The sequence below is a fragment of the Paenibacillus sp. GYB006 genome, from assembly GCF_036577645.1.
Classification (GTDB): Bacteria; Bacillota; Bacilli; order Paenibacillales; family Paenibacillaceae; genus Paenibacillus.
Window position 1 is genome coordinate 497399 of record NZ_JARBDA010000001.1, and the last position, 15733, is coordinate 513131.

Genomic DNA, 15733 nt, shown 5'->3' on the forward strand with positions numbered 1-15733 from the left:
AATCACAAGGTAAACCTATTTATATAGAAGGAAGTGAACGTCCGTGAGAGTATCTACAGAGTGGTTGTCTGATTATATATCTCTTGAAAATGTAGCTCCGGAAGATCTGGCTGAGCGTATTACAAGAGCGGGAATTGAAATTGATGTAGTGGAAAACCGTAACCAAGGCGTAACGAAAGTTGTGGTTGGCTACGTGAAGAGCAAAGAGAAGCATCCAGATGCGGATAAGCTTAATATCTGTAAAGTCGATGCAGGTCTTGAAGAAGAACTTCAAATTGTATGCGGCGCGAAAAATGTAGATGCAGGTCAAAAAGTACCGGTAGCTATGATCGGAGCCAAGCTTCCCGGCGGTCTCGATATCAAAAAAGCAAAACTGCGCGGCGTATTATCCCAAGGGATGATTTGTTCTGCGAAAGAGCTGGGCCTTAATGATAAATTGCTACCAAAAGAACAACAAGAAGGTATTCTTGTTCTGCCTTCCGATCTTGAACCAGGCACGCCGATTGAACAAGTACTCGGTCTTAATGATCATGTGCTTGAACTGGATTTGACACCAAACCGTTCTGATGCATTATCAATGATCGGTGCAGCTTATGAAGTGAGCGCGATTTTAGGCAGAGAGATCACTTTGCCAAAACCGGAAGAGCAATTAACAGAATCGGGTTCTCCAGCAGCGGAGCATATTTCAGTAACGGTGAACGCCCCTGAATTGTGCACTCACTATGCTGCTCGCTATATTACAGGTGTCCAAATTGCTCCTTCTCCACAGTGGATGCAAAATCGTCTTATGGCAGCTGGCATTCGTCCAATTAACAATATTGTGGATATTACGAACTATGTCATGCTTGAATATGGACAGCCTTTACATGCATTTGATGCAGATAGCCTTGCTGGCGGCAACATTGTTGTACGTACGGCAGCTGAAGGCGAAAAGATGGTGACACTTGACGGACAAGAGCGCAAGTTGAAAGAAACGATGCTGCTTATTACCGATGGTGAAAAACCAGTTGCGATCGCAGGAGTTATGGGCGGAGAAAACTCCGAAGTAACGAGTAATACGGTCAACCTTTTGCTTGAATCAGCTAGATTTGATGGAACTACTGTACGGAAAACATCTCGTGATCTTGGGCTTCGCTCCGAATCCAGTCTTCGTTTTGAGAAAAACGTAGATCCGAATGCTGTTATTCCGGCACTGAATCGCGCAGCATCCCTGATCGCTCAGTATGCAGCAGGTACGGTACATCCGGGGATTGTAGAATCTGCACCGGCTCAAACAGAAGAGTTTGTGATTTCTTTATCTACTGATAAAGTGAATAATTATCTGGGAACCCTACTCACAACAGAAGAGATCAAAGCGATTTTCGATCGTCTTCATTTTGCATATGAGGTATCATCCAGTGATGAACTTAAAGTAACCGTTCCTACCCGCCGTGGTGATATTACTCGTGATGTAGATCTAATCGAAGAAGTAGCAAGACTATATGGATACGATCTTATTCCAACGACGGTGATTGAAGGTCCAACTACACCAGGTTCCTTCACGAAGGATCAAACGATTCGCCGTGCGCTTCGCGCTCTTCTTTCGAATGGCGGTTATCATGAAGTGATCAGTTACTCATTCGTAAATCCGGTGCGCGGTTCATTGTTCTCGGAACTTACAAAAGGCAGTCACTCTGTTAAACTGGCTATGCCGATGAGTGAAGAGCAAAGTGTGCTGAGAACGAGTATTTTGCCGCAGATGCTTTCCGCAGCTGAATACAACCGGAATCGTAAACAGGACAGTTTGGCACTTTTTGAGATTGGTAATGTGTTTTATACAGAGGAAGAAAGCTTGACGAAGCAGCCACGTGAGATTCCTGCGCTATCCCTGCTTCTTAGTGGAAATCGTGTAGAAAAACAATGGAATACATCTGTACAAAAAGTGGACTTCTTTGATCTAAAAGGAGCTATTGAGTCTATTTTTGCTTATCTCGGTCTTGATAAAAACGTGTCCTATATCGCAAATGAACCGAAGGACTTCCATCCGGGACGTTCTGCTTCCATTTATCTAAATGTAGAAGGCAAAGATGCGATCCTGATCGGAACAATGGGGCAGGTTCATCCTGAAATTCAAAACAGCTATGATCTGGCGGATACGTATGTTGCAGAATTGTCGCTTGAAGCAATCTATGAATATGCTAGACCTGCACTCGTATATCGTGAACTTCCTCGTTTCCCTGCTGTTGAACGTGATATTGCAGTTGTGGTTGAGGAGAGCGTTGAAGCAGGTGCAATGCTGACGTCTATTCGCGAATCCGCGGGAGAACTGTTACAATCAGTTCAGGTATTCGATATCTTTACCGGAGAAAAACTAGGTCTTGGCAAGAAAAGTGTTGCTCTTGCCCTGACTTACCGTCACCATGAACATACACTGACAGAAGAAGAAATTACAGCCGTTCATAGTAAAGTAGTAGAAGATCTTTCTACTCGCTTTGGAGCCGAACTCCGAAAATAAGGATATGACGAGCTTGGCGTGTAAGTTTCCATGTTTCTCCTTTATTTTTTGAGGAATTAATTGAAGGAATTGCTCTAAGTCACATCGAATCCTTAAAGATAAAGGCTTCGATGTGACTTTTTGTTTAGGGATCTTTATACTTACACTTATAACCTAATAAATAGGGTTACATCATCTAAGAATCAACATACAGACTTGAAGGAGGGCACAACTGTGACTACACCTGATCGTACACGCGTTACCGTAGAGATCTACGGAACTTCTTATAAATTGGTCGGCAGCAGTGCCGAATATATGAAACAAGTGGCCAGTATGGTCGATGAAAGAATGAACACCATTTCTAAAAATCATTCCAGACTGGATACTCCAAGACTGGCAGTACTCACTGCAGTACATATGGCAGAAGAGTCTCTTCAGGTTCAGCAAGTAAAGAATGAACTGAAGATGGTCACTGGTGAGCGCACTCAGCTCGTTAGTGAGCTGGATAAACTCAAAATTACTTATGAACAACAAAAAGAAAAATTAGAGCAGTTTGAAACCGTTACGAAAGAGATGGAGAAAGAAAAGCAATCTGCTCAGCAAGCACTGGCGCAGCTTGAGAGTGTTCGTGCCGAAGAGCAAAAGGTACTCAAAGCTCAGCTTGAAGAAGCTCTTGCGAAGGTTTCACTTCGGGAGGGTGAATTAAAACAGGCGAAGCAAAATAATACGGAACTCTCTACTCGTATGCAGCAGAACGATAAAAAGTGGCAGCAACAGTTATCGGAGAAACAAAAAGAGTATACGGTAGCACTTGAGGCTCGGCGTAAGGAAGTGCTGGCTGAAGCAGAGCTTAAGCATAAGAAACTTCAAGAAGAAGCAGACGCGAAACTGAAGGAGCTGAATTTACTCCTGAATCAGCGTTCTGCTGAACTAAATAAAGTGGCTCAAGAGCGTAAAGCACTTGAAACTAAATTCCAGACCGATCAACAGAACTGGGAAAAACAACTTAAGGCAAACAAAGAAAATTGGGAGAAACAGCTCCAAACAGATAAACAAAACTGGGATAAAGAGCTCCAAACCAAACTCAAAAACCTTACGGAGCAACACCAGCGTAAAGAGCAGGAACTAGAGAATAATTGGCAACAGTTGAAAAAAGACCTTGAAAAGAAATTGGAGCGTAAGGAACAGGAACGTGCGGCTGCAAATCAAGCACTGCAGGATTATAAACAGCAGGCTGCGGAAGAATTACAAACCATGCAGGAACTGGCTGATACCGAAATTCGTGAAGCTCGCACTGCGGCTGACGAACAGATTCGCCTTGCAGAAGCACAGCTGCAAACGAAGCTTGAACAATGGCAAGAACAGCATGCGCTTGATATCGAATCTATCAAAGCAGAGGCTCAGGCAGAAGCAGAGAAGAGTATTAATGAAGTTATGGAAATGCTTACGGAAACCGAAGAAAAGCATGCAAATATAATTTCATCTATTAAGGCGGATGCGTTAGAGCGTACAGAACAGCTGGAACAGCGCCTTCAACAAGCAAATGATGATCTGGAAGCAGAACGGGAAAGATCGGAAGAACAGCTTCAAGAATTGAAGAAGGAAATGGAAGCTAAGGTACAAGAGGCTGAGCGTCTTGCGTTGGAAGAAGCAGAGAAGGCCGAGACAGAAGCGTATGAGCTATACAAAACAGAACTGAATAACACGAAACAGCAAATTATGGCTGAGCATGATAAGAAAGAGCAGAAACTTCTTCAAGAATTGACTCAATTGCAGGAGAGTTTGGAGAACGAGCGAAAAGAAGCGAGTTTACAGCTTGAAGAAGCGATGAGGGAGCTATCTGAAGAAGAAGAAGGGCGCAAACAATTGGCGGCTGTATTAGAAGATGAGAAGTCTCGAATCCAGAAACTTGAATCTTTGAATGTTGCTGCGGAAGAGAACATTTCGAAATATACACGCCGAGTACAAGAACTTGAACAACAGATTACTGAAACCAAAGAAAACAGTGTTGCTCTGCAGAGAAAGCTCCATACAGCAGAACAAGATCGTTTGAAAGCACAGGAAAGAATAGTAGAGCTGAAACAAAAAGTACAACAAGCGGCTGAAAGGGAAACAGCGAGTACTGCGCTGATTCGCAAATTACAGGAGCAACAAGCGGCTAGTCAGCAGGAATTGAATAAAATGAAACAAGCGGGAGCCAAAGCAGAAGAGGAACAGCGCCGATTGCAAAAAGTACTCGAACAAGCTCATGCGGCAACCCGTAAATTACAAAGTGAAGTTGCAACACTTACGGAAAGTGAGAAAAATTGGAGAACAATTGCGGAACAGAGACAAAAGGATATTAGTCAGCTGGAGAATGACGTCTTAGAAAGTGCAGAGCAATTCGAGTCTGCAGAAGCGCGTCTTCGTGACTTACAGCAAGAGTTTAATAGGGCTCAAGATGAAGCACAAAAAGCGCAACAGCAGGCCGAGAATCTCAGAGAACAGTTGTCTGTTCTTGACGGTAAGTATGCTGAACTGAATGGTAAATTTGAATCTTCCGTCGAAGAGGCTCAGCAGCATCTTCAAATGTCAGAGCAGTACGAACAAGAGCTGCAGCGGCTTCGCAAAGATCTAAATATTCTTGAAGCTGAACTGAAAGATGCCAAAGAAGAAGTGAATAGCAGACAGTCTCAACTCGATAAAGTAGAAGAAGAAGCGATTGAATGGCAATTAAGATGTGAAGAACTTACAGAAGCCGAGTCCAAGCTTCAGCAGGAACGTAAACAGTTGGAAGAGGAGCAGAAACAGCTTCGCAGTCAACTTAGAGATTGGGCTGAGAAAGAACAAGAATGGACAAATCAGCAGGAGCGAATGGATCAAGAGAATAAGGAGCTTCAGCGCGAATATCAATATCTCATGAACCAACAAGCTGATTGGGAAGCAAATCGTAAGCATCTAGAGGAGGAAGTGAAGAGCTGGCAGAAACAGATTGCAGCTGGTAATGATAGATTGCTTGAATTATCCTATGAGAAAAATGAAGCGATCTCTCGTTCTTCTTCGCTCGAAAGCGATAAGAAAGCACTTGAAACCGAACTTCAGGAAATTATGGAGCGTTATGAAATAACGGCTCACCAGTTGAGACTCCTTGAGGTTGAACGTGAAATGCATCAAGATAAATCAGAAGATTTGGCGAATGACTACCGTAAATTGCAAGAAGAGTATGCTAAACTCCAAACGGAGTATAATGAATGGATAGAACTGATTGAGCAGGATCAAAACTAATTAAGCTTCGATTGATTAGAAAAATTGGTAGTAAAAAGACCCTCGTACAAGGCTAATTAAGCCTTGGATGAGGGTCTTTTGTGTTGCTATTCTTCTACAATGATTTTAGATACCATTGTCGAGTGACCTTTTCCGCAAAAAATGGAGCAGGCAACTTCAAATTCGCCGGCCTCCTCAGGAGTAATCACAGTAGAACTCTGTTTGGTGTCGAGTTGCACGCCGAGTCCTGGTACAATAATTCCATGGTTTCCTTCAACGTTTTCATAAACAATACGAACGGGAACTCCTTTTTTTACACGATATTCAGGTTGATCGAATTCGTAATTTGTTGCTTTAATAGTAATTTCTTCACTTGCTGCCACATCTGGTTCCGTAATTCCGCTGTCTGAACCTGATTTCGAGTCTTGACCGCATGCAGCAAGTACGAATAATAACATTGCACTTAGAAGTAGTACGATTGCTTTTTTCAAGAGTGAGAACCTCCCATAAAAATATTTTAGGTACATACATCATTATGATACCGTAGATCTTCTAGGGGTGTACATTCCAAATACGTCATATTTTTGAATAATATCAACAATAAAAACAGCAAAAAGATCTCCTTCATAAAGAAGAAGATCTTTTTGCTGTTATGTTCATTTATTTATGTTTTTTTGCAGCATCGAATGGAGTTGGGACAAAAATATCAATGATCCCAATCACAAGTGCTGCTAGAAGAGCACCGAGAATACTTGCGGATACGTTACTTACAATATATTGGGATAACCAGATGACAAGCGCACTAACTAGGAATCCCACGATCCCCCGACCAAAGGGAGATACTCTCTTGCCGAAAATACTTTCGACCACCCATCCGAGTAGTGCGATGATCAGTGCTAACAGAAGTGCACTGCCAAAACCGTGTACAGAGAAACCAGGAACGATCCAACTTACCAGCAACAATACAATTGCTGCCACAATAAAACGAACAATTGCCCCTAAAATTGACATATCATATATCCTCCTTAGATTTGATGTATTCTTGGGTATGCATAACCTATTATGTAGCAAATCGACACAAATTATGTGTAGATTTGATTTCTCAAATGGCACAAGTCCTGCTCATTCGTTATAATGAAATATAGAGCCTGAGAGGAGTTGTCACATTGGATTCGAAAATTTTGCATACGTTAGAATACCGTAAAATTTTAAATACAATATCTCTATACACACAAACCGAGATAGGTAAACATAAAGCGGAAAATCTGATGCCTGTATCTGATCTTGAAGAAGTGAAATCATTGCTTACAGGTACAGACCAAGCTGTGGCTGTAGATCGTTTAAAAGGGATTCCTTCTTTTACTGGAGTGACCGATATTACATCGGCTGTGAAAAGAGCTCGGATCGGAGGAACACTGAACCCTCATGAGTTGCTTGCTATCCATAATACCGTTCATACGGCACGCAGGATTAAACGAATCCTTCACAGCATGGAAGATGAGATTGAAATCAGCAAGTTGTCATTTTTAAGCGAGCAGCTTTCAGAACAAAAACCGCTGGAAGATGCCATTAAATCTTGTATCAATGAAACAGCAGAGGTGCTGGATTCTGCAAGTTCCGCATTATCACAAATTCGAAGAGAACTTCGGTCAGGTGAATCACGGATTAGAGAAAAACTGGATTCTATGATTCGTTCATCTACGGTTTCCAAAATGTTACAAGACCAGCTGATCACGATACGCGGTGATCGGTTCGTTATCCCTGTAAAAGCGGAGTATCGTGCCCACTTCGGTGGTATTGTTCATGATCAATCAGGTTCGGGGGCTACTCTGTTTATAGAACCGGAATCCATCGTTGCCATGAACAACAAGCTGAGAGAGACACGTTTAGCAGAAGAACGCGAAATCGAAGTGATCTTGCAGAAATTGACAGCTCTTGTAGGTGAACAATCCGAGTGGCTCATTGATGATGTCGAATTGTTGGGGACCCTTGATTTCATTTTTGCGAAAGCACGGGTTGCCCGCGAAATGAAAGCAACACTGCCCATCATGAATGATCGTGGGTTTATGAAGATCAAAAAAGGGCGTCATCCTTTAATCCCACTGGATAAAGTTGTACCAACGGATCTTGAACTTGGGAATTCATATAGTTCGATCATTGTGACAGGACCGAATACAGGTGGTAAGACGGTTACCCTTAAAACGGTTGGTCTACTCAGCCTTATGGCGATGTCAGGGTTATTTGTTCCTGCTGAAGATGGAAGTCAGCTATGTGTTTTTGATGCGATCTATGCTGATATTGGTGATGAGCAAAGTATTGAACAAAGTCTCAGTACGTTTTCAAGCCATATGACGAATATTATTCGCATTCTATCCCAGATGACACCGAAAAGTTTGGTGCTTTTGGATGAGCTGGGTGCAGGGACAGATCCTGCTGAAGGGTCTGCGCTTGCGATCTCCATTCTTGAGCATATTCACTCTACAGGTTGTCGTATGATTGCAACGACTCACTATAGTGAACTAAAAGCGTATGCATACGAACGAAAAGGAATTATTAATGCGAGCATGGAGTTTGATGTCGCGTCACTAAGTCCCACGTACCGCTTATTGATCGGTGTACCTGGGCGTAGTAATGCGTTTGCTATTGCTGAACGTTTGGGTCTGCAATCTGACATTCTCGACTATGCACGCGGTGAAGTGAAAGAAGAAGATCAGCGTGTTGAGAACATGATCGCATCCCTTGAAGATAACCGGCTTAAAGCCGAGCAGGAACATGATAAAGCTCAGCAAATTCGTGCAGAACTTGAACAGCTTCGAAGTCAGCATGAACATGAAATTAAAAAACTGGAAGATCAACGTGAAAAATGGTTAACGAAGGCGGAGCAAGAAGCTCGTGAGATCGTAGCCAAAGCGCGTCAAGAATCGGAAAAGATCATTCAAGACCTTAGAAAAATGGCACTTGAAGAAGGTGCTTCTGTCAAAGAGCACAAGTTGATTGCTGCTCGTAAAGGGCTGGAAGAAGCAGAACCGGCAGAACGTAAGAAAAAAGTGAAGAAAGCAGCTGGAACTAAAAAAATTGGCCTTGGTGATGAAGTGAAGGTTAGCAGTCTGAATCAAAAAGGCCATGTGGTTGAATTGTCTGGCAAAGAGGCACTTGTTCAAATAGGCATTATGAAAATGAAAATAGCTGTCTCCGATCTGGAACTGATCGAAACGTCGCAAAAAGCATCGACTCAGGTCCAGCGCCATGTTACCGCGGTGAAACGGACTCGTGATGATAATGTGCGGTCTGAACTTGATTTGCGAGGAGCGAATCTTGAGGAAGCACTGATTGAAGCGGATCGTTTTATTGACGAAGCATTTTTATCTAACTTAGGACAAGTGTACTTAATTCACGGTAAAGGAACAGGAGTACTCCGTACAGGAATTCAGGATTATTTAAGAAAACATAAAAATGTCAAAAGTTATCGTCTTGGAAATTATGGAGAAGGCGGTTCCGGTGTGACCGTTGTTGAACTGAAATAAGAAGGTTCTATAAGTACAGGAGGATCTCATGAAAAATTTAACCCGGATTTTGTTTGCTGCTGCCATCATTTTTTTTGCAGCAGGAATCGTGTATATGATGAACGGGTAATGGGCTAAGATGAAATGGGATAGTATGAAAGGATGAATGAAATGGAAACAACAGTATGTCCATGGTGTCAAACAGAAATCGTATGGGATGAGGAGCTGGGTCCGGAAGAAGAATGCCCTTATTGCAATAATCCTCTATCAGCCATTCCAGACCAAGAAGAACCTGAAACCACTGCAGATGAGTTACAAACCAACAACCAAAAAGAAGATCTTCCTAAAGTGAATCTTGAAGGATATCGTACGGTTAACGTGACGCTTACAGAGGAAGAGGAACTTTTGAAAGAAAGAGCGGCTGCGGAAGTAACCGAAGAAGATTATGATCAACTATGGGAGGATGAAACAGATACGCTTCTTCCTACTGCCAGAGTACTTGATCAATATGAAGAATCTGGGGTTGATTTGGCTAAATATTCTGATGCTGTGCAGTCTATTCTCGATTTACAAGAGGAAGCACCTGAATGTCCAAACTGCCGTGAATTTTTGCTTCATACCGGTGTACAGACGGTAACAAGAGACAGCTTCACAAAAATTCAATCCGTGATGCCTCCGCTTGAAGCGCCATTTGGTTTGAATATTTATGTTTGTCCTTCATGTTTTCATACGACACAAAGTCTAGCCTCCGAGGATAGACTACGTATGGTGAAACGCTTAAGTCAAAGTAAATAAATAACACTTTATATAAGGGAACACATACCGCTTCAAGGTGTGTGTTCCTTTTTGTGTTTCCAATTTTATGAAATTGTTAAACCGAGACAAGTTTTTTGTCAAGAGAGGACATATTAGTTTTGATACTTATGGTAGTCCTGCTTCCTAAAGGCAGCAGAGCGTAAGGAGGGAAACGAAGTGAAAAAGGCAATGCTTGACGGGCAATCCAAGCTGCTTCTGTTTGTAAATGGTTTGTTTGTCCTTGCGAGTGCCTTATCGGGCACCTTTATTAATGTGTTTCTATGGAAAAGCCGTCAGGATTTCACCATGATTGGTTGGTTCACCATCAGTCAGCAAATAGCGCTTGTCCTTACTTTTTGGCTGGCTGGAAAGTGGGTGAAAGAACATAACAAAATGAATGTCATCAGAGTCGGCATTTTATTATCTGCTGTATTCTATCTTCTTGTACTTTGGCTTGATCAGGAGGCCGTATCGTATATTTGGCCATTAGGGTTATTACTCGGAACTTCGCTTGGTTTGTTCTGGATCTCATTTAATGTGGTTTATTTTGAAGTGACCAGTCGAGATAACCGTGACTTGTTTAATGGATGGGTTGGGCTTATCGGCTCACTAGTAGGGATTGTGGGTCCCTGGGCATCAGGTCTTGTCATTTCGCTATCAAAGGCGAATCAAGGATACAGAATCATATTTATGATTTCGATGGTTGTTTATGGAGTAGGCGTTATTGTCAGCTTCTTTTTGAAAAAAAGAAAGACAGAAGGGACTTACTACTGGATAGAACCTTTTCGCCAACTAAAGAATACAGCGAGTCCGTGGCGTCATGCAGCTCCTGCTCTTGCTTTCCAAGGGATCAGAGAAGGCGTGTTTTCATTTTTAGTAAACCTCTTGGTATATATCGCTACAACTCAAGAAGTAAAATTAGGACAATTCTATCTGTATACATCTTTAGTGGCTCTTGTCAGTTATCATTTTGTTGGAAAATGGTACAAACCATCTCATCGTTACTATGGATCTTTGATAGGGGCTGTATTGCTTTCTTTGCTTACGCTGCCTTTATTATGGTCTGTTAATTACAGCACCTTGCTCATCGTTGGTATAGGATCAGCATTATTTATGCCGTTTTATATTTTGCCGATGATCTCTTCTGTATTTGATCTCATGGGCACAAGTGATGAAATGGTGTCAAAAAGAGTCGAACTTGTCGTATTGCGTGAAATTTGTCTAACCGCAGGGAGAATTGCAGGAGTTCTTATCTTTATCTTAGTCCTATCTATCCATGATTCAAGCAAAACAATGACATGGCTCATGGTCATCCTCGGTTTTTCTCCGGTTCTCAGTTGGTTGTTTCTTCGTAAGCTCGTTCGTATCTAGCTGTACATAAAGGTCTTGAATACGGGCAAGCTATCAAACGAGAATGAAGAGTCATAACCTAAAGGAGGTAAGATTTATGCAAAATGGATCAATGCAGCCGATCACCGGGAAAGAACTCGAGTACATTGCCGATTGTTTATCGAATGAAGATTTATTGACCAAACAGTGTGCAGCGACCGCATCAAGTATTCAAAATCCAGAACTGAAGCAAGTTTTAAGTCAGCACATTCAAATGCATAAGCAGCATGCGGATCAGCTTATTGGCGCTCTGCAGCAACATCAGCCGCTCGCACCCACACAACCATCTAACTAACAGATAAAAACCATTTAAATATTGAGAGGGAGGCAGAAAAAAGATGAATTCATCTTCCACTGGTTCATTTATGCCTGATGCAGATTTGGCGTATACAATCTTAGCCGATTTAAAAAGAACGGTACGTGAATACACAACGGCTACCACGGAATCCAATTGCCCAACCGTTCGCCAAATGTTTACTGATTTAACGAACAGTACTTTACAATTGCAGGGCGAACTTTATAACGTTATGCAACAAAACAATATGTACCCAGCTCCAGGTAAGGCACTCCAATCGGATATTGATAAACAAATACAGACAGCGAATCAAACAAAACAGGAATGCGATCAATTTGTACAACAAAAAAATATCAATGCGGTACCCGGCTCACCAATTGGTCAGCCTTTTCGATCGCCATTAAATACAAGTGAATATTCCTCCAACCCACACGTAAGATAGGAACGATGTTTAAAAGAAATCAGCACCTCGCAAACAAAGAGGTGTTGTTTTTTTTATTTGCAGTAATATTCATTTCATGTCATATTATATTTAATCTGCTTAACGAAAAGGTACTGCATGGCCCGTAACACGGACCCGTTACTGAAGATGTACTCTGGAGGGAAATGCATGATAGAACTTAATGATTTGAAATTAAAAGTACTTAATTTGTTAAAAGAAGACGCGAGAAGAACCCCGGCACTCCTTGCTACTTTACTTGGGACTTCGGAAGAAGAAATCAAGAAAGCGGTATCGGAACTTGAGAAAGACAATGTTATCGTGAAGTACGCGACAGTTGTGAACTGGGAAAAAGTCGATGATGAGAAAGTAACTGCCTTAATTGAAGTTCAAATTAGTCCGGAACGTGGTCGTGGTTTTGAAGGAATTGCAGAGCGTATTTATTTGTATCCACAAGTAAAATCTGTGTACCTCATGTCAGGAGCGTATGACCTCCTGGTTGAGATTGAAGGACGCAATTTACGTGAAGTCGCTAATTTTGTATCTGAAAGACTTTCAACGATCGATTCTGTATTGTCGACCAAGACAAACTTTATTCTTAAAAAATATAAACAAGACGGCATCATTTTTGAGCCACATCAAGAAGATAAACGGCTCCCTATTTCGCCATAAAAGGAAGTATGAGAGATGATAGTTAACCAAGATAAAAAAGATAATAAACCCGGTTCAAAATCAATGAGTTCGTATCTAAACCCAGGGGCTCAGCAAATACCACCGTCAGGGATCCGTAAGTTTTTTGACCTCGTTGGTCCTAACAAAGGGATTATTTCTCTTGGTGTAGGGGAGCCTGATTTTATTACACCGTGGCATATGCGTGAAGCTTCTGTTTACTCGCTTGAACGCGGGTTTACGAGCTATACGTCGAACGCTGGTATGATTGAACTTCGAGAAGCGATCAGTGATTACCTTGAACGGGGATTTCATACTCCATACGATCCTGAAGATGAAATTCTCGTTACGGTAGGCGGAAGTGAAGCGATTGACCTGGCATTACGTGCACTGATTGTGGCGGGCGATGAAATTTTGGTTCCTGAGCCTTGTTATGTAGCCTATTCGCCTATTATTGCACTTGGCGGCGGCGTCCCCGTAGGTGTAGAAACGGTAGCAGAAAATAATTTTAAGCTGACACCGGAAGCTCTTGAAGCAAAAATCACGCCTAAATCCAAAGTGCTTATTCTCTGTTATCCAAGCAATCCGACAGGAGCAACCATGACTTACGAAGATTGGCTGCCAATTGCTGAGATTGTAGAGAAGCATGATCTTATCGTCATTTCGGATGAAATCTATGCGGAACTTACATATAATCAAAAGCATGTAAGTTTTCCTTCGATCCCTGGGATGAGAGACAGAACGATCCTGGTAAGCGGGTTCTCTAAAGCATTTGCAATGACAGGTTGGAGAATTGGTTACATGTGCGGAAATTCTGATCTGATTTCAGCAATGCTTAAAATTCACCAGTATACCGTAATGTGTGCTCCGTCTATGGGGCAAGTTGCCGCTTTGGAAGCTTTGCGTAATGGGATAGAGGAAAAGGATCGGATGGTCGAGTCCTACAATCAGCGCCGCCGATTAATTGTTCAAGGATTTCGGGACATTGGACTGGATTGCCATGAACCTCAAGGTGCATTCTATGCATTTCCAAGTATACGCAAAACGGGTCTTACTTCAGAAGAGTTTGCCCACAGGTTATTAACGGAAGGCAAAGTTGCAACGGTTCCAGGCGGGGTTTTTGGTTCTGGTGGAGAAGGCTATTTACGGTGCTCATATGCGACTTCTCTTGCTCAATTAAACGAAGCTTTAGAAAGAATCGGAAATTTTGTTTATAAACTCGAACAAGTGGGTAAATAAAAATATAATCCGATCATTTCCTGAGCAGCTGGTATAAATAAAACCAAAATGTAAACAATTCAACAATTTCCGTAAATTGTAACAATTGGTACTTGGGTTTATTCGTTTTTATGCTATAATCTGTAAGGATATAGATTTCTAGGGAGGGATTTACCTTGTTTTGTGCCGATTATGATTTGCCGACATACCGAGGTCAATATGCTGTGGATAGCGATAGCAGCACCTCTTGGCTTATAAACTCGGAGAAAGCATCATCACGCAATCTTTCCTTGGAAGATGAAATCCATATCCTGCGCAGCAAGATGGAAAGAATCTTTTTAGAAGAGAAGTCTTTTACTTCAGACATAGTGATCGAAATCAGCAGCTTGCTTGATTTAAAGATCAATGAATATATGAAGACCTATCCTAAGAAAGCATAAAAGCGTGAGCTCATTTTACAGGAGAAGACCCTTTTGAGGGTCTTCTTTTTTTGTGAAGCAGTATTGTGATATGATGTGAAATAAGGGAAAAAGGAGGAATCATTAAAGTGGCTAACAGAAGCAGATGGGCTCTAGTTGCATTATTATTCATGGTAATACTTACGGCATGCGGCAAAGAGGAAGATACGGCGTTCCAGATTTTTATGACAGATGATCAAGGCAGTATTGCCGGTATTGAAGAGGAACTTCAATCTAAGTTACAAGAAAAGTTTGGGGACAGAATAAAGATAGAAGTCATTTCGAGTCCGATCTATAATCAACAAAAACTTCTGCTTGAGTACGTTGGAAAAGCGAATGATCTGATGATTATGCCCGAAAATGATATGAAAGCGTATGGCAGTCAAGGATCACATATTGAACTTGAAGATACATTTAACCCAGAAACCTATAGTCGTGGTTTTTTTGAGGGCGGTACATATGAGATTGACGAAAATGGAGATATGTCTAAAGATATGGTGACGGGTGATCATTTGTTTGGAATTCCACTTGATGAAATGAAGATATTCCAAGAGTTGAATTATCCAGCAAAAAATCTGTTCGCAACCATCCCGGTCTCTACATCTGATATCGCATTAGCAAAAGAAGTTCTTAAGTTTATGACGGAATTAAATTAATTTATAATGAACGGACAAAGTGATATACCAGTAGGAGGGGGGCCGAGGGATGCTCATTATGGTAACAGGGGGAGTAAGCAGCGGTAAAACTCAGTTTGCACTATCCTATGCCTCAACACTTGCACGGGAAGGCATTTATATTACAGATGAAGATGCAAAACCTTTGCCTGAAAAAATGAGAGCCCCGTCCAAACTGCGCAGAGTACATATCTCTTCTCGCCAGTCACTTCCGGATACACTTGATCACATCAACAGGGAATCTAACTTGTTCCGTGCGGATCGTCGAATTGTTGTTATTGATAGTTTGACCAGCTGGATGATTAGTGAATGGAAAAACTGTTGGAATAGTGCGGATCAAGCTCGTATTATAGCAAGGTTGGAGCAATTAAAGGAAGTTGTTTTTTCTTATCAGGGATTACTTCTAATTATTACTAACGAAATGCAGGGGAGTTTTCATCCTTCTGAGGAGGAAAAACAATTCATTTCTTCAATGGCTGAGATGAATCGTATGATTGCAGTCAGAAGCGACCAGGTGTTTCAGCTCACTTCAGGCATTGCAAGCGAGATCAGCAGGAACAAAATTAGATATTAAGTG

14 protein-coding genes are annotated in these 15733 nt (G+C 41.8%); 12 read left to right on the forward strand and 2 right to left on the reverse strand.

Going from position 1 to position 15733, the window contains the following annotated elements; translation table 11 throughout:
- Positions 1-43 precede the first annotated feature (43 nt).
- The gene (gene pheT / locus PV403_RS02480; protein ID WP_332083495.1) at positions 44-2494 is read left to right on the forward strand and encodes a phenylalanine--tRNA ligase subunit beta; all 2451 of its coding nucleotides are present in this window, start codon (positions 44-46) and stop codon (positions 2492-2494) included.
- A gap of 213 nt (positions 2495-2707) precedes the next feature.
- On the forward strand, positions 2708-5737 hold the full coding sequence (locus PV403_RS02485) for a cell division protein ZapA (protein WP_332083496.1): 3030 nt from the start codon (positions 2708-2710) through the stop codon (positions 5735-5737).
- A gap of 86 nt (positions 5738-5823) precedes the next feature.
- Here the strand turns inward: PV403_RS02485 and PV403_RS02490 are convergent, their stop codons facing one another.
- Together PV403_RS02490 and PV403_RS02495 are read right to left on the reverse strand one after the other, a co-directional pair.
- The gene (locus PV403_RS02490; protein WP_213532010.1) at positions 5824-6207 is read right to left on the reverse strand and encodes a cytochrome C oxidase subunit II; all 384 of its coding nucleotides are present in this window, start codon (positions 6205-6207) and stop codon (positions 5824-5826) included.
- A gap of 169 nt (positions 6208-6376) precedes the next feature.
- On the reverse strand, positions 6377-6727 hold the full coding sequence (locus tag PV403_RS02495) for a phage holin family protein (RefSeq protein WP_213532011.1): 351 nt from the start codon (positions 6725-6727) through the stop codon (positions 6377-6379).
- A 155-nt stretch (positions 6728-6882) separates the two neighbouring features.
- Here PV403_RS02495 and PV403_RS02500 point away from each other — a divergent pair, with 155 nt between their 5' ends.
- The 10 genes from PV403_RS02500 to PV403_RS02545 all read left to right on the forward strand — a co-directional run bounded on the left by PV403_RS02500 (position 6883) and on the right by PV403_RS02545 (position 15730).
- Entirely contained in the window at positions 6883-9240 is a 2358-nt protein-coding gene (locus tag PV403_RS02500) for an endonuclease MutS2 (RefSeq protein WP_332083497.1), read from the forward strand.
- 150 nt (positions 9241-9390) lie between these two features.
- Positions 9391-10014 (forward strand): hypothetical protein, encoded by a 624-nt coding sequence (locus tag PV403_RS02505; protein ID WP_213532013.1) that lies wholly within the window; start codon positions 9391-9393, stop codon positions 10012-10014.
- A gap of 177 nt (positions 10015-10191) precedes the next feature.
- Positions 10192-11385 carry an MFS transporter gene (locus PV403_RS02510; RefSeq protein ID WP_332083498.1) on the forward strand — a complete coding sequence of 398 codons (1194 nt, stop codon included), beginning with the start codon at positions 10192-10194 and terminating at the stop codon, positions 11383-11385.
- A 76-nt stretch (positions 11386-11461) separates the two neighbouring features.
- Positions 11462-11698, forward strand: coding sequence for a spore coat protein (locus PV403_RS02515; protein WP_332083499.1), 237 nt, complete (start codon positions 11462-11464; stop codon positions 11696-11698).
- Between the two features lie 43 nt (positions 11699-11741).
- On the forward strand, positions 11742-12140 hold the full coding sequence (locus tag PV403_RS02520; RefSeq protein WP_332083500.1) for a spore coat protein: 399 nt from the start codon (positions 11742-11744) through the stop codon (positions 12138-12140).
- Positions 12141-12308: 168 nt separating this feature from the next.
- The gene (locus PV403_RS02525; protein WP_160032851.1) at positions 12309-12809 is read left to right on the forward strand and encodes an Lrp/AsnC family transcriptional regulator; all 501 of its coding nucleotides are present in this window, start codon (positions 12309-12311) and stop codon (positions 12807-12809) included.
- 15 nt (positions 12810-12824) lie between these two features.
- On the forward strand, positions 12825-14045 hold the full coding sequence (locus PV403_RS02530; RefSeq protein ID WP_332083502.1) for an aminotransferase class I/II-fold pyridoxal phosphate-dependent enzyme: 1221 nt from the start codon (positions 12825-12827) through the stop codon (positions 14043-14045).
- A 233-nt stretch (positions 14046-14278) separates the two neighbouring features.
- Positions 14279-14464 carry an aspartyl-phosphate phosphatase Spo0E family protein gene (locus PV403_RS02535; protein WP_374705797.1) on the forward strand — a complete coding sequence of 62 codons (186 nt, stop codon included), beginning with the start codon at positions 14279-14281 and terminating at the stop codon, positions 14462-14464.
- Between the two features lie 107 nt (positions 14465-14571).
- Positions 14572-15138 (forward strand): hypothetical protein, encoded by a 567-nt coding sequence (locus PV403_RS02540; RefSeq protein ID WP_332083503.1) that lies wholly within the window; start codon positions 14572-14574, stop codon positions 15136-15138.
- A 49-nt stretch (positions 15139-15187) separates the two neighbouring features.
- The gene (locus tag PV403_RS02545; RefSeq protein WP_332083504.1) at positions 15188-15730 is read left to right on the forward strand and encodes a bifunctional adenosylcobinamide kinase/adenosylcobinamide-phosphate guanylyltransferase; all 543 of its coding nucleotides are present in this window, start codon (positions 15188-15190) and stop codon (positions 15728-15730) included.
- Positions 15731-15733 lie beyond the last annotated feature (3 nt).

Bases quoted from the DNA above. Each gene is read 5' to 3' on its own strand.
- PV403_RS02525 (WP_160032851.1), top strand. From the start codon at position 12,309: ATGATAGAACTTAATGATTTGAAATTAAAAGTACTTAATTTGTTAAAA.
- PV403_RS02520 (WP_332083500.1), top strand. From the start codon at position 11,742: ATGAATTCATCTTCCACTGGTTCATTTATGCCTGATGCAGATTTGGCG.
- PV403_RS02530 (WP_332083502.1), top strand. From the start codon at position 12,825: ATGATAGTTAACCAAGATAAAAAAGATAATAAACCCGGTTCAAAATCA.
- PV403_RS02505 (WP_213532013.1), top strand. From the start codon at position 9,391: ATGGAAACAACAGTATGTCCATGGTGTCAAACAGAAATCGTATGGGAT.
- PV403_RS02515 (WP_332083499.1), top strand. From the start codon at position 11,462: ATGCAAAATGGATCAATGCAGCCGATCACCGGGAAAGAACTCGAGTAC.
- PV403_RS02495 (WP_213532011.1), bottom strand. From the start codon at position 6,727: ATGTCAATTTTAGGGGCAATTGTTCGTTTTATTGTGGCAGCAATTGTA.
- PV403_RS02545 (WP_332083504.1), top strand. From the start codon at position 15,188: ATGCTCATTATGGTAACAGGGGGAGTAAGCAGCGGTAAAACTCAGTTT.